At 37.1% G+C, this 23,188-nt stretch carries 15 protein-coding genes; 14 read left to right on the forward strand and 1 reads right to left on the reverse strand.

The window, feature by feature from the left end; translation table 11 throughout:
- Positions 1–28 precede the first annotated feature (28 nt).
- The 7 genes from GHT08_RS00405 (at position 29) to GHT08_RS00435 (ending at position 11,382) form a co-directional block, all read left to right on the forward strand.
- The gene (locus GHT08_RS00405) at positions 29–814 is read left to right on the forward strand and encodes a Nif3-like dinuclear metal center hexameric protein (RefSeq protein WP_238343472.1); all 786 of its coding nucleotides are present in this window, start codon (positions 29–31) and stop codon (positions 812–814) included.
- 126 nt (positions 815–940) lie between these two features.
- On the forward strand, positions 941–3,736 hold the full coding sequence (locus tag GHT08_RS00410) for a beta-glucosidase (RefSeq protein WP_163578920.1): 2,796 nt from the start codon (positions 941–943) through the stop codon (positions 3,734–3,736).
- A complete protein-coding gene (locus tag GHT08_RS00415; protein ID WP_238343473.1) occupies positions 3,733–5,994 on the forward strand; it encodes a glycosyl hydrolase family 95 catalytic domain-containing protein in 2,262 nt (753 codons plus the stop codon). The genes GHT08_RS00410 and GHT08_RS00415 overlap by 4 nt, the downstream gene beginning before the upstream one ends.
- A gap of 71 nt (positions 5,995–6,065) precedes the next feature.
- Positions 6,066–7,874, forward strand: coding sequence for a cache domain-containing sensor histidine kinase (locus GHT08_RS00420; protein WP_163578922.1), 1,809 nt, complete (start codon positions 6,066–6,068; stop codon positions 7,872–7,874).
- Positions 7,875–9,356, forward strand: coding sequence for a response regulator transcription factor (locus tag GHT08_RS00425; RefSeq protein ID WP_163578923.1), 1,482 nt, complete (start codon positions 7,875–7,877; stop codon positions 9,354–9,356).
- A 12-nt stretch (positions 9,357–9,368) separates the two neighbouring features.
- Complete coding sequence (locus tag GHT08_RS00430) at positions 9,369–10,055, forward strand: YesL family protein (RefSeq protein WP_163578924.1); 687 nt, start codon at positions 9,369–9,371, stop codon at positions 10,053–10,055.
- Complete coding sequence (locus tag GHT08_RS00435; protein WP_163578925.1) at positions 10,042–11,382, forward strand: DUF4340 domain-containing protein; 1,341 nt, start codon at positions 10,042–10,044, stop codon at positions 11,380–11,382. The genes GHT08_RS00430 and GHT08_RS00435 overlap by 14 nt, the downstream gene beginning before the upstream one ends.
- Before the next feature lie 566 nt (positions 11,383–11,948).
- Here GHT08_RS00435 and GHT08_RS00440 read toward each other — a convergent pair.
- Positions 11,949–12,647 (reverse strand): hypothetical protein, encoded by a 699-nt coding sequence (locus GHT08_RS00440; protein ID WP_163578926.1) that lies wholly within the window; start codon positions 12,645–12,647, stop codon positions 11,949–11,951.
- A gap of 695 nt (positions 12,648–13,342) precedes the next feature.
- Between GHT08_RS00440 and GHT08_RS00445 the strand changes: the two genes are divergently transcribed.
- From GHT08_RS00445 to GHT08_RS00475, 7 genes are all read left to right on the forward strand, one after another.
- A complete protein-coding gene (locus GHT08_RS00445) occupies positions 13,343–14,377 on the forward strand; it encodes an ABC transporter permease (RefSeq protein WP_163578927.1) in 1,035 nt (344 codons plus the stop codon).
- Positions 14,378–14,398: 21 nt separating this feature from the next.
- Positions 14,399–15,283, forward strand: a complete 885-nt coding sequence (locus GHT08_RS00450; protein WP_163578928.1) for a carbohydrate ABC transporter permease — start codon at positions 14,399–14,401, stop codon at positions 15,281–15,283.
- 47 nt (positions 15,284–15,330) lie between these two features.
- A complete protein-coding gene (locus tag GHT08_RS00455; RefSeq protein WP_163578929.1) occupies positions 15,331–17,019 on the forward strand; it encodes an ABC transporter substrate-binding protein in 1,689 nt (562 codons plus the stop codon).
- A gap of 161 nt (positions 17,020–17,180) precedes the next feature.
- Positions 17,181–18,881: an ABC transporter substrate-binding protein gene (locus GHT08_RS00460; protein ID WP_163578930.1), complete on the forward strand. Its 1,701-nt coding sequence runs from the start codon at positions 17,181–17,183 to the stop codon at positions 18,879–18,881.
- Positions 18,882–19,106: 225 nt separating this feature from the next.
- On the forward strand, positions 19,107–21,134 hold the full coding sequence (locus tag GHT08_RS00465) for a beta-galactosidase (RefSeq protein ID WP_163578931.1): 2,028 nt from the start codon (positions 19,107–19,109) through the stop codon (positions 21,132–21,134).
- An 848-nt stretch (positions 21,135–21,982) separates the two neighbouring features.
- On the forward strand, positions 21,983–22,630 hold the full coding sequence (locus tag GHT08_RS00470; RefSeq protein ID WP_163578932.1) for a substrate-binding domain-containing protein: 648 nt from the start codon (positions 21,983–21,985) through the stop codon (positions 22,628–22,630).
- Positions 22,627–23,061 (forward strand): type 1 periplasmic-binding domain-containing protein, encoded by a 435-nt coding sequence (locus tag GHT08_RS00475; protein ID WP_163578933.1) that lies wholly within the window; start codon positions 22,627–22,629, stop codon positions 23,059–23,061. Before GHT08_RS00470 ends, GHT08_RS00475 begins: the two co-directional genes overlap by 4 nt.
- Positions 23,062–23,188 lie beyond the last annotated feature (127 nt).

The raw sequence follows: 23,188 nt of genomic DNA on the forward strand, positions 1-23,188 counted from the left end.
ACAATAGCGTAAAAAAGGAGTTGAGATGATGGTTACTATTCAAGATGTTATGGAGCAGATTGAGAAGGGGATTAGACTTGATTCATCAACAGTGGATGGGTTGAAATATGGAAATAAGGAAGATCAAGTAAAAGGTATAGTAGTCAGCTTTATGGCTAGTGTAGATGTGATTCGAAAAGCAGTTGATCTAAACGCCAATTTATTGATTACACATGAAGGCCTATTTTATCAACACCATTCCAACCATTTGTTAGAAAAAAACATGAGTCTAATCGAACAGAAGAAAGCAATCATTGAAGAGACTAACCTTGCCATTTATCGTAACCATGATGCGATTCATCGCTCTGATCCGGATGGTATTACACAAGGCTTAATTGAGTCCCTTGATTGGCAGCAATATGTATGCGAAAATACACCATCCCATAGTATTCTACATATACCTAATAAAACACCTGTACAGATTGCTTCTTATCTGAAAGAGAAATTGGAGATTGAAAATATACGGTATGTAGGTAATCCATACATTAAATGTGAAAAGATAGCTTTGCTCGTAGGCTATCGGGGAAATGGAGTAAATACAATACCATTATTAGATAAGGTTGACCTTGTTATTTACGGAGAAGGACCGGAGTGGGAAACACCCGAGTTTGTTTGGGATGCAACCCTGCAAGGTGCTTCCAAAGGATTGATTCAACTAGGTCATGCAGAAAGTGAAGATCCTGGCATGAAGAGGTTAGCTAACCAATTACAATATACCTTTCCGGATGTTCCAGTTACATTCATACCAACAGCAAGTCGATTTTCCGTAATCTAAGATAAGTTAAAACTTCCATTCTAATTGTCATTGCTTTTTTAAATTAATTTATTTATAATGACAGTAAGTTTTAACTGCCAAAAAGGAAACCGATTTCTTTAAAAATTTAGTGGAAGGTGTGAGATTTTGAGTTTAATAGAAAAGATTCAATCACCATCTTTATCATTAGAACAACGATTGACAACATTAATGGAAGCGCTAACGTTAGAGGAAAAGATATCGCTGTTAAGTACCAGTCAAAGTGCGATACCGAGATTAGGAATCAAAGAATATGCAGTAGGCGGTGAAGCAGCGCATGGAGTAGTTGATCGTGAAGGAGGCAAAGCGACCGTATTTCCACAGCCAATCGGACTATCCAGTACGTGGAACAAAGCCTTAATGCATCAAGTAGGAAGCACGATAGGAGATGAAGCAAGAGTTTTCTATCAACTCCAGAACGAAAAAACGGGTCTGACGTTATGGGCGCCTACGATTGATATGGAACGCGATCCTCGTTGGGGACGAACAGAAGAAGCCTATGGAGAAGATCCTTATTTAACAGGACAATTATCCAAAGAACTAATTAAAGGGATGCAGGGTGACGATCCTTTTTATGTGAAACTTGTCGCAGCACCAAAGCATTTTTACGGGAATAATAATGAAAAAGGACGAGAAGATACATCCAACAGTATTGATCTACGTAATCGTAAAGAATATTATTTAAAAGCGTTTGAACCAGCGTTTAAAGAAGCAAAAGCTTTATCTATGATGACCGCCTATAATGGTGTTAATGGTATTCCTTGTATGCAAATACATGAAATCGAAGAAATTGTCCGAGATGAGTGGAATATGGATGGTTTTATTGTCAGCGATGGTGGCGCATTGACGTTAAATGTAGATGAATATCAATATTATCACACATTTGAAGAGGCATTAGCAGATGCATTGATCAAAGGAATTGATTGTTTCGTAGATCGCAAGGAGATTGTCGAGGAAGCAGCAAGAAACGCACTCGACAGAGAATTAATCCAACCTGAAGATATTGATCGAGCCATTCGTCGAATGTTACGGGTACGCTTTCGATTAGGGCACTTTGATTATGATCCAAGTCAAAATCCTTATCACAATATACCATTAGATGTGATGTGTAGTGAAGAACACGGTAAACTTGCTCGTAAAGCAACTGATGAATCGATTGTTTTATTAAAAAATGATCAACAGTTTTTACCATTACAGAAAAATAAATTGAAAAAACTTGCCGTTATTGGTCCGACAGCTAATGATGTCTTCCGAGATTGGTATACAGGTTACCCACCTTATAAAGTAACACCATTAGCCGGTATCGAAAACTACCTTTCAGATGTCGATATCACTTATCATGATGGTTTTGATCGCATAATTTGGCAACCGAATGAATCGAGCAATCATGTTGGATTGAATGAAGAAAATCACTGGGTCGTTACGGGATATGATGAAGAGTCTGCGGTATTAGTGGATGAAGATTGGGGAAATAGTTGGCATGTCTTTAAAAGTGTGAAAACAAATTGTTACCTAACCCAAACTGATCAAGCTAGTACTTTTTCAGCTACAAAAGAAGAGGTTTTTGACTGGTTCAATCGTGAAAAAATCAGTGTTCAAACAAATGAACAGGACTTGTATACACTTAGTAGTTGGAACGATTACCCGTTAACAATAGCAGAAGACAACGTAGTAGTGAACGAAACAGAGCGTACTCTTTTTGAGAAAAAGATTATTGAAAATGGTATTCAAAAAGCTGCGGCTCAAGCGAAGGAAAGTGATGTTGCCATTGTTTGTGTAGGCAATCACCCCATGATAAATGGGAAAGAAACAGAAGACAGAGAGGATATTAAACTGGCAGACTACCAGCAACGGCTAGTTCAGGCTGTTTATCAAGCGAACCCCAATATGATATTAGTCGTAACGGCTAGTTATCCATTTGCCATCAATTGGGAACAAGAGAACATTCCGGCAATTCTTTATAGCTCGCATGGCTCGCAAGAACTTGGTAATAGCTTAGCTGCAACGATTTTCGGTGAAAACAATCCTTCAGGAAAACTTAGCATGACATGGTACAGAAATGCGGACCAACTACCAGATATTACAGACTATGATATTCGTAAAGGAAAGCGCACTTATCAATATGCTGACTCGAATATTTTGTATCCATTTGGTCACGGGTTAAGTTACGGGACCGTCACATATCAAGATATTACGGTTGATAAATCGAAAATAGGGGAAAATGAAGCACTGTCCATCTCATTAACATTGAAAAATGAAAGCAATTTTACGCAGGCAGAAGTTGTGCAAGTGTATGCAACGATAACGGAAGGCTACTATTCGAAAGCTAATAAACAATTGGTTGCGTTTGAAAAAGTCTTGTTGTTACCAGATGAAGAAAGACGTGTCACATTATCTATCGATTCAGATCAATTGCAAGTATTTGATGTCCGAACGAATCAGTTTGTGCTTGAACAAGGTACCGTTCGTTTCCTTATTGGTCAATCAAGTGAACAATTTGTTTTCACTTCTGATCCGATAGCAGTTGAAGGTGAAGTAATCACAGAACGCTCACTGGCAGAACCAACACCAGCAGAAAACTATGATGATTATGAAAATATTACGTTAACAAAAGGAGAAATGGAAAAACCTTGTGTCACAGCTGAACAACAAGGATGGATTCTGTTTCAGAATGTTCAATCTAAACCAAATGCAAAATTGAAAGTAAGAGCGAAAGGTGAGGCAGGTCAGATTCATGTTTTCTTCAATGACCGAGAAGCGTCACCGGTTGCTGTGAAAAGTATCGATAGCAATCAATGGACAGATGAAATAATCGAGCTAGATTTAGCGCATAGTGATCCAATCACTATGATACTCGAAATCAATCATTTATCGATTCAATCAGTACAATTAGTGGAAGGATGAGTACATTGCTACATCAATTACCTAAACGAGGTATCTGGACTGATCAACCTGCCTCCAGATGGGAGGATGCTTTAGTAAGTGGGAATGGCAGTCATGGAGTAATGGTATTCGGTGATCCTGTTCGCGATACTATTATCGGCAACCATTGTCGACTTTATTTACCACAAGGCAACAGCTATGATTTACCAGATATGGCTCCGTATTTAGAAGAAATGCGAGCGATTATTCGCGAACAAGGATATCAACAGGCAATATCCTATTATTATCAGAAGGCGACAGAACTAGGTTACCAAGGGTTAACGATGAGTGACCCATCACATCCAGGTTTTCATTTACATGTGGAAACAGATCACCAAAACTATTCAGATTATAAGCGGAGTATCAATTATGAGACAGGGGAGTTAGTAGTCTCCTATAAAGTAAACGAGAAAATTTACTATAGAAAAACATTTGTATCACAGGACTGTAATCAAATTTTTCATTCTCTAAGTCCCGGCAGTTACAAAATAAAGCTGGAAGATTACCAACATCCTAAAATGAGCCAAATGAGTCAGGTTGACCAAAAAATAATCCATACGCATTTTGACTATCGTTATAGTGATGGTGGATATGATGTGATGATCGAAGTAGAGGCTGAAGGGATCAAACCGCTTGCTAATGAGATCGGGTTTGAAGTGAAGAGTGCAAATCCGGTACTTGTTCGTATGGAAATTTTACCTTACCAGCAAAAGTCGAAGCGTAGTATAATTCGAAACAAAGTAAACTTATCTAATGAATATTCTCTTCTTTTTACCAAACATACAGCTATTCATAAGGAAATGTTTCAACGCGTGGAGTTGAAGTTAGCTAGAGACGTGGAACGACAACAATCGATCTGGTCATTAGTAAACAAGGCAAAAGAACGAGGACAGATCACACCTGTTTTATTAGAAAAAATGTACGATGCCGGTCGATATATGTATATTTGTAGTGCTGGTGAGCTCACTCCAAATTTACAAGGGATTTGGACAGGGACGTTTGAACCGGCATGGAGTGGTGATTTTACCTTTGATACCAATGTAGAATTATCAATTGCTGCGGCACTTTCTAGTAATCTATTAGAAGGATTGGAAGGATATTTCCGCTTAATAAAAGAGTTAATGCCAGGTTTTCGTGAGAATGCCCAAAAGTATTATGGTGCAAGAGGTGTTATGGCAGCAATTCACTCCAGTAACAGTGGCAAACATGTTCACTGGAATCAAGAATGGCCCTTACATTTATGGACGTGTGGTGCTGGGTGGTTAGCGCATTGGTATTATCAATATTATCGTTTTACCGACGATAGGTTGTTTTTGCAAAATGAAGTGTTACCTTTTTTAGAAGAGATTGTCTTGTTTTATGAAGATTTTCTTGTTGAAGATCCGGATGGCACTTATCGATTTACCCCTTCCTATTCAGCAGAAAATGGAGCGGCAGATAATGCAACACAAGATATAGCGGTCGCAAAAGAAGTATTAACTAACTTAAGTGAAGCTTATCAAATTTTAGGTTATCCAGAAGAAAAGATAAAGAAATGTCAAGAGATGAAAAATAAACTACCTGCTTATCAGGTAAACGAAGATGGTGCATTGAAAGAATGGTTAATACCAGAAAAAGGTGAAAATTATAACCACCGTCATTTTTCTCATCTTTATCCTGTTTTCCAAAGCAGGGAATTTAATGATGAGACAAATCCAGAAATGTGGCAAGCTGCAAGAACCGCATTTAATAAGCGCTTGGAAGCATGGTTATTAAATGAAGAAGGAGACACATCCTCTACTCATGGTCGAATGCATTCCGCCTTGTGTGCTACCCAATTCCATATGCCGGATTTATTAGATGATATTTTCCGTCTGTTGATTGATCATAATTGTTTCTATTCTTCATTAATGATGTCACATTATAATGAACAGCAAATCTTCAATGTTGATGGAAACGGAGCTTTACCACAAGTCGTTCACGAGATGCTAGTTGATTTCAGCAATGGCAGATTAACCTTATTAGGCGCCCTTCCGGCTTCGATTTCAAAAGGAGAAATGAAAGGAATTCGCCTGCCAAATCAAATGATAGTGAATAGATTGACTTGGGACTTAGAGGCAAAACACGTAGAGCTACAAATCGTCAGCAAAATCGATCAGGAGATAAAATTATATTTGCCGCTTTATCAAGAGGTGGAGCAAAATCAGCAAACTATCATGCTACAGCGAAATAAACCAGTTTCATTTCAGATAAATTTGTAAACAGGTGATTGAAACGAACGGAGAAAAGCTAGATAATAAGTTAGAAGAAGCTGTGACAGGAGGGATCACAAATGTTCCTAAAGAAAAAAATCATGTCTTTATTTGATTATTTAAAAGTAAAGCATAAATTGTTAGGCATTTACCTAATTGTCACAGCGATACCTGTTCTTTTGGTTGGTGCGTATTTGAATGATAGTACCAGAGATATTGTATTAAGTCATTCACTAAGTGAAGCCGAATCGAATGTAGATAAGCTCGAATTACGATTACAAACGATCTTTAATCGTGTCATTAGTATTGCAGATATGGTTTACATCAATCAGAATATGAAAGAGTTGTTAGAAAATGAGTATGAATCGACATTAGAAATTTACAATGCCTATAATCGTTACCCGGTGTTCGACGATTTTCTGAAATACTACGATGAAATTGAAACCATTCAATTTTTTATGAACAAAGATATGATAACGGATTCACATTTTATTTATGCGGATTCTATCGTAAAGCAAGAGGATTGGTACAAGGAAGCAGTTGAAAAAAGTGGACGTTTATCATGGGTTTATATGGAGGATTATTGGACTGGTCAGGAATTATTAGCGCTAACAAGAGCAGTATACGGTCAAAGTAATGATTTATTAGGAGTATTAGCTATTTACGTTTCACCGGATATGTTGAAAACAGTAGTGGAAGGAGAGCCATATCAAGCCTATATCACATTAGATCGAGAAACAATCGTATATAGTACAGATCGTGAATATATTGGCAACAAAGCTACCTTTTTCAACCAAGAATCTAATGCATCCGGAAATAATGTGATGGATACAGAGTTTGAAGGGGAGCATGTCAAAATAAATCAGCATGACTTTCGACCTGATAAATCGCTGGATAATAGTTTTCAAGTCTCGTCCGTTATTCCGGTTGAAGAAGTGATGAAGGAACCAAATGCTATTTATACACGAGGACTTTTGGTGATCATTGGTGCGTTATCGGTATCGATTCTGTTAATCGGTATTTTTATCAGAAGTTTTCATAAGCGGATTCAGCAATTGAGGCAAACGATGTATCAAGTAGCAAAAGGTAATTTTCAGGTTAACCAACAGATAAATGGACACGATGAAATTAGTGAGGTTTACCATGACTTAGCAACAACTTCCCAAAGTGTCCAGAAAATCATTGATGAAGTCTATATTCATAAAATTAAAGAAGAGACTTGGAAGCGCAAACAAAAGGAAATGGATTTTAAAATGCTAGCTAGTCAGATTAATCCACACTTTCTTTACAATACATTAGAAATGATTCGGATGAAGGCAATTTTAAACAAGGACCCGGAAGTCGCAAAAATTGTGAAAATGTTAAGCAAAATGATGCGTTCAGCATTAGAAAGAACAGATCGCCCTGTTCCGATTACTGATGAAATAGATCTTATGCATCATTATTTAGAAATTCAGACATTACGTTTCGGTGAGAAATTCAGTTATCAATTAGAAGTGGAAGATGCAGTAGAAGACTATTATATTTTCCCGTTATTGATTCAGCCTATTGTAGAGAATGCTATTATTCACGGGCTTGAGCCAAAAGAAGAGCAAGGGTTTATTAAGATAACGATGGAAGAAGAGGATAAGTATATCCAGGTCGAAGTAAAAGATAATGGTGTCGGCATTCCGAAAGAAAGTCTCAGTGAAATCAGAGAACGATTGAACGATGAAGAATACTATTCAGATGGTAATCGAATTGGCTTGCACAATGTCCATCAACGGTTAAGGCTCTATTACGGAGAAAAATATGGTATTGAGATGGATAGTATTGAAGGATTGGGCACAACGATGACCCTAAAAATACCTAAAATTAAACATGACCAGTATGAGAAGGGGGTAGGATGAATGTTAAAAGTCCTGTTTATAGATGATGAACCGTTGATAAGAGAAGGTCTTGCTTCCATTATTGATTGGAATGACTATGGTTATCAAGTGGTAGGTACTGCGGAAAATGGTAAAGTCGGCTTAGAGAAAATAAGAACGTTAAAACCCGATGTTGTTTTTGTAGATATTCGGATGCCAGGCTTAAGTGGAATAGATATGGTAAAGCAAGCGAAGAATGAAGGTTATCCCTGTAAGTTTGTTGTATTATCTGGTTATTCCAATTTTTCTTATGCACAGCAATCCATTCGTCTTGGGATGGAATCCTATTTACTGAAACCAGTTGATGAAGAGGAGCTGATCCCACTTATTCGTCAGCTTAAAGAAAAATGCAAGAGTGAGTATCTATTGCATTCACAAATACACGAATATGAGACGATGACAGAGAACGAAGAGTGGAAGCAATTTTTACGAGGGAGAAAAAAACATAACAGATTGAATCAATATCAAAATGAGACTTTCCATATAGCAAGTGTCACATTCATCGATAGACCAGAAAAAAACTGGGTGGAACAAAAGGTAGAGTCGGATCAACTCTTTAAATATATTTGGATCGATCAAGTTATGTATCTGTTGTTTAAAAACGGTGAAGTTGCCTCTATCAAGCGGTTATTCCAATCAAAGAGCCGATTAATGGCAGTTAAACAACATCAATTTCAGCTTATAGAAGAAGGTACAACCATTGAAGGGTTACCAGACAAGGTCAATCAACTAAAGCAGTTGCAACACTTACACTTCAGTTATAGCAATACAACTGTTTTATCTAACAAAGAACTGATCTCAGAGAAAATAAGTTTACCAGACGGCTGGGTAGAAGAAGTATGTCGTTCGATTGAATTTGAAGATGATAATAAATTAGACAACTATTTTGAAGAAATGGAAAAATATTATCAAGCCAAACAATACCAGCCACAAAGAATTACTGCTGAATTAATTGAAATCACCAAAGATATTTATACGATTCTATCGCGAGCAAACCAAGATATTCATATACCTTCCAATGAAGAAATGGCCAATATTATTTGTGCATCTCAGACATTACAACAACTGCTGTCTTCACTAAAGAACCAACTTAGCAAAGCAGCCTCTGAAATCAATGGATTTGCTTGTAATTCAGAAAATACAATTGAGAAAATTGTTGAATTTGTCGAGAAGTTTTATTATAAGGATTTAAATTTAAAAGTAATAGCTGAATTGTTCAGTTACAACCGCTCTTATTTAGGGAAAAAATTCAAGAAGCAAACAGGATATTATTTTCATCAGTATCTTGATATAGTCAGAATGGAAAAAGCAAAATATTTCTTAGTCGAAAGGGAGCTGAAAGTATACGAAGTATCAGAAAAAGTAGGTTATTCCAATAATGATTATTTCTATAAGAAGTTCAAAAGATATGCAGGTGTTAGTCCAAAAGAGTATCAAAAAAATCAGCGGAAACAACACGCTTAAAGGGGGATGTCGATGGCACAAACAGTAACAGAAAGGCCATTATATATAGGTGTTCAATATTTTTATTACTTTCTCATAACTAATATTCATTTTATGCTAGCCAATCTCCTGTTTTTACTAGCTTTTGTATTTGTTGAAATGTCCGTGCAAAATATCATCCTTTTTTTTATTGCGTTATTGCCAGCAGGTCCTTCTTTAGCCGCCTTATACGCAACAATGGGAAAAATGATTCGCGAACGTGACCTTAGTCCGACAAAAGATTTCTGGAGCTATTACAAAAAAAATTTCAGCATTGCAACTAAATACTGGCTTGTTCAGTTGACGATTATGACGATTTTAATAGTAGATATATATTATGCGAATCTTTATCTGGCAGTGCTATCTCCAGTATTTCTAATCTTATTAATTTTTTCGTTGTTTGTTTGTCTTTACGCTTTTCCGATTTTGACAAGGTTTGAAGTGAAATTAAAGAACTTGTTTATTGTATCGGTATATGCGGTCTTCCGTTATTTTAAGACGACCTTGTTTCATATTTCTACATTGGTATCACTGGGAATCATCTATTATTTTGCTCCTGGGATTACGGTTTGGTTTTGTATGAGTGCAGCAGCTTTTTTTATCATGTTTAATATGCGAAAGCCACTTCAGTTGATGGAGGAACAATTGGCACAAAGAGGGATGGAATATGAAGAAAACTAGAATTTTTATTTATGTGATCATCAGTATTGTCGCATTAACTGTCTTGTTATTCGTTTTAGTAAATCAGGACAAAAAGGAAACAGAAGCAGAGTCAGATCACCTCATTGATGATTTTGAACAAGTAACTGCAATTGATGTGTTGACAAGCGAGGATATTTCTTTAACGAAATCGGATCAAGGTTGGCAAGTTGAGGACGCAGAGGAACAAGAAGATACGGATAAAATAGATAGCTTTCTATTAGCAATGGAAGAAATGACAGGGGAAGCGGTTGAAGTCAAGAAGAAAAATGTCAATCTAGATTTTCCGAAAGTAGTTGTTTCCTTTATGGATCAGCAAGGTGATAGACAAAGAATTGCTATAGGTCAAATGCATGACCAAGGGGATCGCTATTATGTTGAACATAAAGAAAAAGAAACGGTTTATTTAGTGGACCGATCATTGGTGGAAATGATTCCATTGCAACGGTTAGCATTATTGGATAATAAAATTTTAACCATTTCTTCTCAAGATATTACAGAAATCGAAATAGATAATGGAACAGAAGTAATTAAGTTGAATAAGGAGGCCCCTTTTTCAGAAAAAGAATCATTAGCACACCTTAGTGGCTGGTATATGCATGAGCCTTATCAACATGTTTATAGTGTTGCCTTTTCCAATGCAGAGGAGATGGTAGTTGGTGTAGATGGCATCGAACAAGTCGAAACAGTCGATGGCGACGATCAATACGGCTTAGCGGATTCTGACTTTTCGATTATATTTTCGAATGGAGTAGAAGAAGAAAAGCTGATCATTGGTGATCCTGCGGCGAATAATCAGTATTATGTCCAGGTTGATGGTAAGGAAGAAGTGTATAAGGTACCTACAGAATTACTAGATCCATACAGTTACAAGGCTTATGATATGATTGATCATTTTGTTCATATTATTGCTCTGGAAGCAATCGATGAATTAACAATCGAAACACCAGAAGATAGTATGCAATATACAATGGACCATGAGGAAAATACGGAAGAAGAGGTGGAAACAACTGTATTCCATGATGGGAACGAGCTAGACATCGACACTTTCCGGGATGATTACAAACAATTGGCAGGGCTGACATTCGATCAAATTTATAAGGGAGAAGCGGTGAAAGATGAGCCGGAAGTAATGATCAGCTATCTAATAACAGACGAGAACGATCAATCAATTGAAAACACGATAGCATTCCATGCAATATCAGATACAGATTATGCAATCATCAAAAACAACAGCAGTGAAATTGACTTCACCATTGAAAAAGATAAACTGCATCAAGCAGAGTGGGCAGTACAAACTGAATCATGATGTTTGTTTATTTTAAGAGACAAGAAAGTATAAAATTTGCGCAGATGTCTACGCAAACGCCCAGAAACTAGGCGACTTCACGAATCGCCCTACGATAAGTCATCATCGGTTCGTAAACTCACCGTGATTCCTTTATCTCAGTTGATGCGTTCCAGTCGCTACGTTTCTAAACGGGCGCTCTGCGCTTTTCTTGTATGACAAATATAAGCTTAGACAAGGATAATTTGTTGATTATCCCTGCTGAATAACCAGTTCTTACAGTCGAGCAAATAAAAAGAATAATAGGAACTTTGAATAAAGAACTCGTTTCGAGAAAAGAGACCATTGAAAAAAAGATAGGGTTCTCGAATTTATGATGGGAATCCTATCTTTTTTATAGTTAAAATAAAAGTATCAAATAAAAGTGGGTAGTTATTATGATTGATTTGGTTGTTTTCTGCGAATCTCTTCCCACAGGAACAAATGTATCTACGCTTTCGGTAAAACAGATAAGATGTTAAGGTACAACAATGCAACTAATAAATAGGGTTCTATTCATCATTTCAAGCTATAGCATCTCATGAATTTTATTGATTCAATATTTCATCTACACTTCTGATTTGTTTTTCTATTAAGTAATCATTAGTAATTTGATCTAAGTCTTTAACAAGATCAACCCAATAATCGTTGGTTAGACTATATTCATCCAGATGATCAATGAATGCTAGATTATCAAAGCTTACATCTCCATCTTTACTGATTGTCAAGCCCTCGATATGGCGTTGTGCAGATTCCGCCCATAAAGTATTCAAAGCTTGGAGCTCTTTTATTTTTTCCTTCAATTCAGGCTTGTTATCCAGCTCATGGATGACATCATCTTCATTTTCATCTTCATCCGGTGTATGACTACTGTTTCCCCTTAAAACATAAAAAAAATGGCTAATCTTTTCTGCATTTATTGCTGTTTCATTCGGCGTTGCTCTCGGTTCCATACGGTTGAAACGAACAGCTAAGTCTTCGTATTTTTGAGGTGATTTTATAAGATGGTTGGTATATGTATTCAGCGTATGTACTTGGAATTTTGTGATTTCTTCTTCCTGTAAGATTTCCTGATAAAGATGATTACTCTGAACAAGTGAAACAACCAGTTGTTGCATTTCACGATTCAGGTTTTCAGATATATAAACTTCATACACTTTCTTTTCTTCATATTGGTAATAGATAATAACGAACAAGATGCCAAAACACAATATTAACAGTATTTGCTTATAATATTTTTTTAGCATAAATGTACCTCTCTTTCTGTACTTTTTTATCCGTTTCTATCATTAAGGTTTTCTGTTAGGATGTGGCTAAATGGCGCAGATATCCCAACTCTAAATTGGATGTACCCCTTCCGATAGGTTATTATCCTACCTAATGGCCTTTAAAAAAGTATACTGGAATTATGTAAAAAAGTATATTAATGATCGAATAAAAAAACACTTAATTATCTCCAAATCACTGTTTATCAGGTTTTATTTTATAAAAAGAACCTCTTTGGTACAATCCTTTGAAGAACATACCAACGAAGAATCTAATTATAACTATTCGCATATTTTTCCAAAAAACTATCTCTAAATCTAGATAATTCATTTCATCTACTGAAATTGGGTATGTCTGTGACGAGCATGGATACTTCGTCGTTCGCTTTGACAAAAACCATTTTCTGCTTGCATGCTGATCTTGATCTTTTTATCTCTTAAGGGAGGAATGATCGATCAACTCCGTCTCTTAGCATACCCTCATCGATTTACCCGTGTTGCACACGAGCAATTGGCCCTCCATTTACTATTAATGCAGGTATTTAACCCCACCTCTCATTTTTACCGGTTTTTATGTCTTGTTTCCCATGTTTTTTGGGAAAGCGGTTTCTAATATAATAATAATAACTTAAAAAAACGCTTTCAATATAGGGTTGACAGGTTAGGAGAGAGATAAAATGAGTCGAATCAACAATGCTGCAGAGGCGCAACCGAATCTACCTGAGTCACACTCACCTTTGCAAACGCCAGTGAAGCCAGGCTTTTCTTCACATAAAGGAAAGAAGCACGGACCAGACCCAGGCAATAAAGGCTTCTTTAAAAGGTTGAGTAAACAAAAGGCGTTATTCTTAATGTCCTTTCCTTTTGTTATCTGGTTACTAATTTTTAAATACATTCCAGTTGCGGGCTGGGTGATGGCATTTCAGGATTACAAGCCGCAATTAGGTATTTTTGAGCAAGAATGGGTAGGATTCAAGCATTTTAAAGACCTCTTCAATGAACCAATGTTTTATCGGGCATTAGAGAATACATTGGGGATGGGGATTTTAGGGCTGGTGTTCGGCACATTATCAGCTATTGCATTTGCTTTACTCCTCAATGAAGTTAGGTTTTTAACGTTAAAGAAATGGACACAGACAATATCCTATTTACCTCACTTTGTATCTTGGGTAATTGTTGCCAATATTGTCATCACTATGCTTTCACCAGAAGGAATCATTAACAACTTGTTAGTTGGTTCAGGTATTCTCGATAGACCCATTAACTTTATGGCACAACCTGATATGTTTTGGGGGATTGTAACAGCTGCTGATGTTTGGAAAGAGACTGGTTGGAACGCGATCATTTATTTGGCGGCAATGGCTGGTGTCGATCCGCAGCTCTATGAAGCAGCGAAAGTAGATGGTGCAAGTAGATGGCGACAGATGTGGCATATTACTTTACCAAGTATTCGTCCCGTTATCATTGTACTACTCATTTTAAATATTGGTAACTTAATCAATATCGGATTTGAAAAGCAAATGCTATTAGGGAACAATATAGTCGCCGAAAAGGCTTTGGTTATTGACTTATATGCACTAGATTATGGTATAGGAATGTTCCGATATTCATTCGGTACTGCAATCGGGATTTTTAAATCCGTTATAAGTATTATTCTTATTTTAATATGTAACGGCTTTGCGAAACGAATAGGTGAAGGACGTGTATTCTAGCAGAAAGGAGTGTCACATCAAATGAAAAAAAGAAAATGGACAACATTTGATATCATTTTAACTATTTTTATGCTTTTCATTGTAGTCATTACACTTTATCCATTCCTGAACATCTTAGCCATATCGTTAAATAATGCGGTAGATACAGCTAAGGGCGGAATTCATATATGGCCCCGTGACTTTACATTTGCTAATTATCAAGAAATTTTTGGCAGTAATGACAGGCTGCTGCAAGCATTTTTTATGTCGATCTTAAGAACAGTAGTTGGAACCATTACAGGTATTATTGCAAGTACGATGCTTGCTTACGTGTTAAGCAGAAGAGATTTCGTTTTTAATGGCTTAGTAGGTTTCTTACTAGTATTAACGATGTTTATTAGTGGGGGATTAATACCGGAGTATATGCTAATTCGTCAGCTAGGTTTGATTAATGACTTTGGTGTTTATATTTGGCCGATGTTAATTTCGGCATTTAATGTTATCATTATCCGCTCATTTATGGATAATTTACCGACAGCATTAGAAGAATCAGCCAAAATGGATGGTGCCAATGATTTTGTTATCTTTACCAGAATTATTATTCCGTTATGTTTACCAGTTATCGCAACGATTGCGTTATTCCTTGCAGTTATGCAGTGGAACAGCTGGTTTGATACGTATTTATATGCTAGAGGCAGTGAGGCTTTAACGACGTTGCAGTTTGAATTAATGAAGATATTAGATAATGCTAATATCTCAAGCGGGGATATTACCTCACAGAATGCCGAGGTCATAGCAGGTCAGACCAACCCACAATCGATTAAAATGGCAATTACGATTATCGCTACGGTACCTATCCTAATGGTATATCCGTTCCTGCAAAAATACTTTGTGACAGGACTAACGCTAGGTGCAGTCAAAAGCTAGGTATTAATGAAAATTAATATAAAAATTTAAAAAAATGGGGGGAAAATATGAAGAGAAAGCTATCCATTGTTGTATTGTTCTTATTATTCATAGTTGCTGCACTTTCTTTAGTAGCTTGTAGTGATAGTTCTGATACAGATACAAGCAGTAATGATGATAACGCAACTGAAGAAAATAACAGCGATGAGCCGCTAACATTGACATTCTTCAACGCTGATGGAGAAGAGAAGACATTTGACGACCCAGTTGCTCAAAAAATTACAGAACAAACGGGAATTAAATTGGAAATGGATTACCCTGTTGGTGGTAATGATGAAGCAATACCATTAATGATCGCAAGTGGTGAATATCCAGATTTAATTTTTGCTAAAGGTGATCTTGGTAAATTAATTGAAGCTGGTGGCGTTATCAAGTTAGACGATCTAATTGAAGAAAAAGGAGACAATTTGAAAGCAATGTATGGTGATCAACTTGATCGCCTACGTAGATCACCTGACGATCCGAGCATTTATTCAGTTGGTACTTATGGTGTAACAAATTCAGTATGGGAATTAGGTGGAACATTTCAAATTCAATTAGATGTCTTAAGAGAGCTAGGATATCCTGAAATTGAAACATTAGATGATTTTGAAGCAGCGATTACAGAATACTATGAAAAGTATCCTGAAATTGATGGACAAAAAACAATCCCGTTATCTCTATTAGGCAGTGACTGGCGTTGGTTAATTACAGTAGGGGATAAATCATCTCAGGCTGCTGGAATCCCTGGTGATGGTCAATGGTCTATTAATGATGAAACAGGAGAAGCCGTATATAAATTCCTCGAACCTGATGTTAAAGAATACTTTAGATGGTTAAATGGGATGAATGCTAAAGGGTTACTTGATCCAGAATCTTTCACACACACATACGACACATATATTTCTAAAATTTCATCTGGCCGAGTATTAAGTCTATCAGATGAACCTTGGAATTATGGGGACGCTGAAAAAGCACTTTTACAAAATGGAATGGAAAGCAGAACTTATGCTCCGTTACCAGTTACTGTAAGACCTGATAATGTACATCAAGGTTTAAAAGACTATGGTTTTTCTGGTGGTTATGGTATTGCAATTTCTTCTACTAGTGAACACCAGGAAAGAGCATTTGAATTCTTAGATTGGATGGCATCGGAAGAAGCTCAAATTTTAGTTAACTGGGGAATTGAAGGTGAAAACTATGACATCGTTGATGGTAATCGCGTCATGCAAGAGGATGATAGAGAGCGTCTGAACACTGATTCTGATTATGGTAAAGAAACTGGTGTTGGTTACTATATATATCCATTTCCGCAATGGGGCAATGGAGCCGTAGATACGAGTGGGCAACCGATCACATCAAATACTGAGCAAGTTATTATTAATAATTTCCATGAAACAGAGAAAGAAGTACTCGCTGAATACGGCATGGAGAACTGGATTGATTGGTTCCCGCCACCAGAAGAACTAGGTGTTTCTAACCATGGTCAAGCATGGAACTATACAATTGATACTGGTAGTGATTTAGAAATTATTCAACAAAAAGCTGATGATTTGACTGAGCAAAGGATTACACAAGCAATCTTAGGAGATCCGGAAGACTTTGATGCAGCATGGGACTCCATGATTGAAGAATTGAATGCAATGGATATTGAAAAAGCAAATCAGGAAATGACAGAATTAACGCAAAGCATAATGGAGCTTTGGGGTACAAAATAATTATAAACTAATCTTTTTCGACTTCTTCTTTACCAGTTTTTATATCCCTATTCAGCAAGAAGTTTGATGTATTTATTATAAGCAGGCTTGTAATGAAGAGGTGATAGGTTAGAAGAGTGAAAAATTTTGGTCGATATTTATTAAAAACGGAGGGGAAAATCATGAAGAGAAAGCTATCCATCTTATCTTTATCTTTATTATTTATGTTTGTAGTACTTTTCTTAGCCGCTTGTAGTGATGATTCAGAAACAGATACAGGCGCTGAAGGTGATGATGCAACAGAAGAGAATGAAAGTGATTCCTCAAGTGATGAGCCGTTGACATTGACTTATTTCAATGCTGACGGTGAAGAGAAATCATTTGACGATCCAGTAGCACAAAAAATTACAGAAAAAACAGGTATAAAACTGGAAATGGATTATCCAGTTGGTGGGAATGATGAAGCGATCCCATTGATGATTGCAAGTGGTGATTATCCAGATTTAATTTTCGCAAAAGGTGATATTGGAAAGCTGATTGAAGCTGGCGGTATCATTAAATTAGATGATTTGATTGAAGAAAAAGGTGACAACTTAAAAGCAATGTATGGCGATCAACTCGATCGTTTACGTAACTCAATAGACGACCCAAGTATCTATAACGTCGGTACTTATGGTGTGGAAGAAGCACGTTGGGAAACAAGTGGTACCTTCCAAATACAATTAGATGTCTTACGTGAACTTGGATATCCTGAAATTCAAACATTAGAAGATTTTGAAGCAGCGATTACAGAATACTACGAAAAGTATCCAGAAATTGATGGTCAAAAAACAATCCCGTTATCGTTATTAGGTAGTGACTGGCGTTGGTTGATTACGGTAGGTAACCCGGCAGGATTCGCTGCAGGCATACCGGATGATGGGCAGTGGGCTATAGATGATGAAACAGGTGAAACAACTTACAAGTTCTTGTTACCGGAATTAAAAGAATATTTTAAATGGTTAAATGGTATGAATGATAAAGGACTATTAGATCCGGAGTCATTTACACACACATACGACACGTATATTTCGAAGCTTTCATCTGGTCGTGTACTAAGTATTGCTGATCAAAATTGGAATATTACTGACGCAGATGCAGCACTTGTAGCCGATGGAAAAGAATGGAGAACATACGCACCACTTCCTGTCACGTTAGGTGAAGAGTATAAGTCACAAGGTCTAAAAGATTACGGTTTTGCTGGAGGTTGGGGGATTTCCATTTCTTCCACTAGTGAACATCAAGAAGAAGCATTCGAGTTTTTAGATTGGATGGCATCAGAAGAAGCTCAGATCCTCGTTAACTGGGGAATTGAGGGCGAAAACTACGATATTGTAGACGGAAAACGAGTGATGCACGAAGATGACCGTGAACGAATGAATTCCGATAGTGACTATGCTAAAGAAACAGGTGTAGGCTATTATATCTATCCATTCCCACAATGGGGTAATGGAGCAGTGGACTCTAACGGTCAGCCGATCACACCAAACTCTGAGCAAGATATTATTGACAACTTTAATGAGGCCGAAAAAGAAGTTGTAGCTGAATACAATATGGAAAACTGGACAGACTGGTTCCCACCGGCAGAAGAATTAGGAATTTCTAAACATGGTGCTGCGGCGAATTATACCATCGAATCAGGAAGTGATTTAGAGATTATCCAACAGAAAGCAGACGACTTAACAGAGCAACGAATAACACAAGCCGTTTTAGGTGATCCAGCAGACTTTGATGCATCATGGGATGCTATGATTGAAGAGTTAGAAGCAATGGATATTGAAAAAGCCAATGAATTGATGACTCAAAAAACATTAGATGTTATGGAACTATGGGGTACAAAGTAATCTGATAGATGATGGGCCTGATTCCACCTAAGTGGTCTCAGGCTTCATCTATTATGGGATGAGATCGGTTTGAAGATCTCGGTTTTAATGTTAGTGGTTGATTAGCGAAAGTTATCAGACGGTTAGCACCGTGATTAATTTACAACAAATCGCAATAAAGTAGAGGAATTTATTGTTGATCTGTCGAATACTTGCTATACATAAATAGTTAGAGGAGGAACCAAAATGATCCATGAAAAACTACCAAAAATATGGTATGGAGGAGACTATAATCCAGAACAATGGGATGAAGAAACTGTAACCGAAGATATCAGAATGTTTAAACTTGCGGGGATTGATGTGGCAACCGTTAATGTTTTCTCATGGGCATTAAATCAGCCTGATGAAAACACCTATGATTTCACTTGGTTGGATGAAACAATTGATCGCTTATACCAAAATGGTGTTTATATTTGTCTTGCAACCAGTACAGCGGCGCATCCGGCTTGGATGGCAAAGCGCTATCCGGATGTTAGACGAGTTGATTTTGAAGGTAGAAAAAGGCAGTTTGGCGGTAGACACAACTCTTGCCCAAACAGTCCGACCTATCGCAAATATGCAGAACGTATCGCGGAAAGGTTAGCAGAACGCTATAAGAACCACCCTGCTGTATTAATCTGGCATGTTTCCAATGAATATGGTGGTTATTGCTATTGTGAAAATTGTCAAAAGGCATTCAGAGTATGGCTAAAAGACAAATATGGGACACTTGATGAAGTGAATACAGCATGGAATACACGATTCTGGGGTCACACATTTTATGAGTGGGATGAGATTGTGGCACCAAATGGTTTAAGTGAAGAATGGCAAGGTGGTCAAAACACTAATTTCCAAGGTATTTCACTAGATTATCGTCGTTTCCAGTCTGATAGTTTATTAGATGTGTTTAAACTAGAACGAGATGCATTAAAGAAACATACACCAGACCTTCCGGTAACAACCAATTTAATGGGACTGTATCCTGAGCTTGATTACTTCAAATGGGGGAAAGAGATGGATGTCGTATCATGGGATAACTATCCTTCGATCGATACACCAGAAAGTATGACAGCGATGACCCATGATTTAATGCGAGGTCTTCGAAGTGGTCAACCGTTTATGCTGATGGAACAAACACCAAGCCAGCAAAATTGGCAACCATACAATGCCTTAAAACGCCCGGGAGTTATGCGCCTCTGGAGTTATCAAGCGGTAGCACACGGTGCTGATACAGTGATGTTTTTCCAATTGAGACGTTCACGAGGTGCTACGGAAAAATATCATGGTGCAGTGATTGAACATGTCGGACATGAACATACACGCGTATTCCGTGAGTCCGCTGAATTAGGGAAAGAACTCAGCCAATTAGAAGATAAACTTATTGATAGTCGTGTGAATGCACGGGTAGCGATTGTCTTTGACTGGGAAAATCGCTGGGCCATTCAATTATCAAGCGGACCTTCCATAGCACTAGATTATGTAAAAGAAGTGCATAAATATTATGATGCTTTTTATCAACGTAATATTCCGGTCGACATGATAAGTGTGGAAGAAGATTTAAGTGATTATGATATTGTGATTGCGCCAGTGTTATACATGGTAAAAGAAGGACATGCTGATCGCTTGAAACAGTTTGTTGCAAAAGGTGGTACCTTCGTAACCACTTTCTTCAGCGGCATCGTTAACGAGAACGATCTTGTCACATTGGGAGGTTATCCAGGAGAGTTAAGAGATTTAGTTGGAATTTGGGCTGAAGAAATTGACGCATTAGAGCCATCTAATTATAACGAGATTGTCATGCAGGACAAAGTAGGGTCACTATCGGGCGAGTACAAATGTAACATATTATTTGATCTGATTCATGCTGAAGGTGCAGATGTTCTGGCAACATATGGTTCAGACTTTTATAAAGGAATGCCAGTACTAACAAAAAATCAATATGGAGAAGGTCATGCCTACTATATCGCCTCTAGTCCTGATCAATTATTTGTCCAAGATTTTGTCGATACTATTGCTGCTGATAAAAATATACAAGGTGAATTAGATTCTGCACAAGGTGTTGAAGTTATAGCACGAAACAAAGCTGATGAAAAGATTTTATTTGTAATGAATCATAATAATCAGTCAGCAAGCTTTGATACAGGTGAAGAGACCTATACAAATCTATTAACGGGTGAAAAATATACAGGTGAAACAGAAATAAAAGCAAAAGATACATTAATTTTAAGTCTTTAATAGATTACGACGTACGACTAACGGTGATATGGGTTCATCGTTAGTTTTTTTATATTAAGATTAGAAAATATATAATCTGCGGCATGATAGTGTTTTTGTATCATAGGTGGTCATTTTGAAATGATATCTAGACGGAAAGCATCGCTCCGGCTGCCCGCTTCCCTTTCCGTGGGGTTTTACCTTCAGCTAACTTTTCCAAGCAAAAACCGCTTGGAAAAGTGGATCTTCAGGTAAAACAGTTTCTACAGGAGTTGAAGCGGGCGGACTCCGCTATAAAGCAGCTCTACAACGTAAGTGACAGCTAACTTTTTGAGGTTTTATACAATGTAAAATAAAAGACGTAATGTCCGTACGTTAAAAAAATGTAGAACGTTATTTAGCGTAGGCGCCCACTTCGACTCCTGTGGGATCAGCGTGATCTGAAGATCCACTTTTGTAAAGCGATCTTCTTTACAAAAGTTAGCTGAAGACAGGCCCCACGGAAAGCGAAGTGGGCAAGCCGTAGCGGTTGTTAAGCTTATTATTCATGTCAAAATAACTACTTTGGACAGGACCGGGTGGGCTTTTCCGGTTTTTCTTATAAAGAAAGTATAAAAATTGGGTGCCTGTCTAGCTCCGAGCGCCCAGAAACTAGGCGACTTCACGAATCGCCCTACGATAAGTCATCATCGGTTCGTAAACTCACCGTGATTCCTTTATCTCAGTTGATCCGCTCCAGTCGCTACGTTTCTAAACGGGCGCTCTGCGCTTTTCTTATACTATGAAAAACTTGACAATCAGATGAAAAGTGTAAATAATGAGGACGATTACATAAAAGTAAAACATTCTTGTATAGAGGTGGCTAACAAATGCGAGTAACAGCAAAAATGATAGCAGATGAACTAGGTTTATCTCCAGCTACAGTTGATCGAGTTTTAAATAATAGGAAAGGGGTAAGTGAAAAGACGATACAGAAAGTAAGATCTAAAGCTCACGAGTTAGGTTATCAACGGAATAGAGCTGCTAAATTTCTAGCAACGCAAAAGGTAATTAATATTGCCTTTATTCTTCCTGTCTTTCCTAATTATTTTTGGGACGACTTAGATTTTGAAATTAAAGAAGGAGCCATGCTTTATTCTGAGTTCGGATTAAAAGTCGATGTCCATCGCGTACATACAGTGCCTGAAAATCAGCAAGTAGAATATTTGCAGGAAATTGTAGATTCGAAGGAATATCAAGGAATTGTGATAGCAGCACATGATACGAAACCACTTGAAAGAATTATCAATCAAGCTACAAAAGAAGATATAGCAGTGTTTACCATAAACACAGACGTACCAAATTCTCAACGTATAGCATATGTAGGTAGTGACTATTATGATGCGGGTTTTCTGGCTGGAGAGCTAATCTACTTATTTAGTAGAAGTGCACAACATATTGTATTTATAAGAGAAAAAGAAAACACTTTCCAAATGCAAAATAAAGAAAATGGATTTACTGATTATTTCAAAAAATGAACATAAATTATCAATTACAAAAAATTAAATATGATACATCTGCTTATATCGAAGAGGAACAAGTAGAAAAATTGTTAAAGGATCATAAAGAATTGCTGTTGGATGCAGATGCTATCTACGTAGCTGGTGGTTTATTAGATAAGATTATCCCAAATATAGAGAAATGGGAGAAAAAGCCTGTCATCATCGGCCATGATATTAACGAAACTATTTATCATGCGTTTCAAAAGGATCTTATCACTGCTTCAATCTGTCAAGATCCGGTAGCACAAGCTAGCTTTTCATTGAAAAAGATAATGAACTACTTTTTAGATGATAATATTAACGATATTAGTTCATACATTGTCAAACCTGAAATCGTAACGAAGGCTAATGCAAAATATTATATCAATAACAAAAATAATTTAATTAATAAACAGGAAAATGATTGACGTACATCATTTTCTGATATATCATATTAATAAATAGTTGAGTTACCTAAAGATGAATGCGCTTTTACATTGTGTGCTTCATCTACTTTTTCACCTTGAAATGATGTACGTACATCATAGCGAATCA

Origin of the sequence: Gracilibacillus saliphilus (assembly GCF_010994085.1) — a bacterium.
In the GTDB taxonomy this organism is placed as follows: Bacteria; Bacillota; Bacilli; order Bacillales; family Amphibacillaceae; genus Gracilibacillus; species Gracilibacillus lacisalsi.

Excerpts from the sequence above, each read along its gene's own strand:
- GHT08_RS00430 (WP_163578924.1), top strand. The coding sequence starts at position 9,369 with ATGGCACAAACAGTAACAGAAAGGCCATTATATATAGGTGTTCAATAT.
- GHT08_RS00415 (WP_238343473.1), top strand. The coding sequence starts at position 3,733 with ATGAGTACATTGCTACATCAATTACCTAAACGAGGTATCTGGACTGAT.
- GHT08_RS00465 (WP_163578931.1), top strand. The coding sequence starts at position 19,107 with ATGATCCATGAAAAACTACCAAAAATATGGTATGGAGGAGACTATAAT.
- GHT08_RS00435 (WP_163578925.1), top strand. The coding sequence starts at position 10,042 with ATGAAGAAAACTAGAATTTTTATTTATGTGATCATCAGTATTGTCGCA.
- GHT08_RS00405 (WP_238343472.1), top strand. The coding sequence starts at position 29 with ATGGTTACTATTCAAGATGTTATGGAGCAGATTGAGAAGGGGATTAGA.
- GHT08_RS00420 (WP_163578922.1), top strand. The coding sequence starts at position 6,066 with ATGTTCCTAAAGAAAAAAATCATGTCTTTATTTGATTATTTAAAAGTA.
- GHT08_RS00450 (WP_163578928.1), top strand. The coding sequence starts at position 14,399 with ATGAAAAAAAGAAAATGGACAACATTTGATATCATTTTAACTATTTTT.
- GHT08_RS00425 (WP_163578923.1), top strand. The coding sequence starts at position 7,875 with ATGTTAAAAGTCCTGTTTATAGATGATGAACCGTTGATAAGAGAAGGT.
- GHT08_RS00460 (WP_163578930.1), top strand. The coding sequence starts at position 17,181 with ATGAAGAGAAAGCTATCCATCTTATCTTTATCTTTATTATTTATGTTT.
- GHT08_RS00475 (WP_163578933.1), top strand. The coding sequence starts at position 22,627 with ATGAACATAAATTATCAATTACAAAAAATTAAATATGATACATCTGCT.
- GHT08_RS00455 (WP_163578929.1), top strand. The coding sequence starts at position 15,331 with ATGAAGAGAAAGCTATCCATTGTTGTATTGTTCTTATTATTCATAGTT.
- GHT08_RS00440 (WP_163578926.1), bottom strand. The coding sequence starts at position 12,647 with ATGCTAAAAAAATATTATAAGCAAATACTGTTAATATTGTGTTTTGGC.
- GHT08_RS00445 (WP_163578927.1), top strand. The coding sequence starts at position 13,343 with ATGAGTCGAATCAACAATGCTGCAGAGGCGCAACCGAATCTACCTGAG.
- GHT08_RS00470 (WP_163578932.1), top strand. The coding sequence starts at position 21,983 with ATGCGAGTAACAGCAAAAATGATAGCAGATGAACTAGGTTTATCTCCA.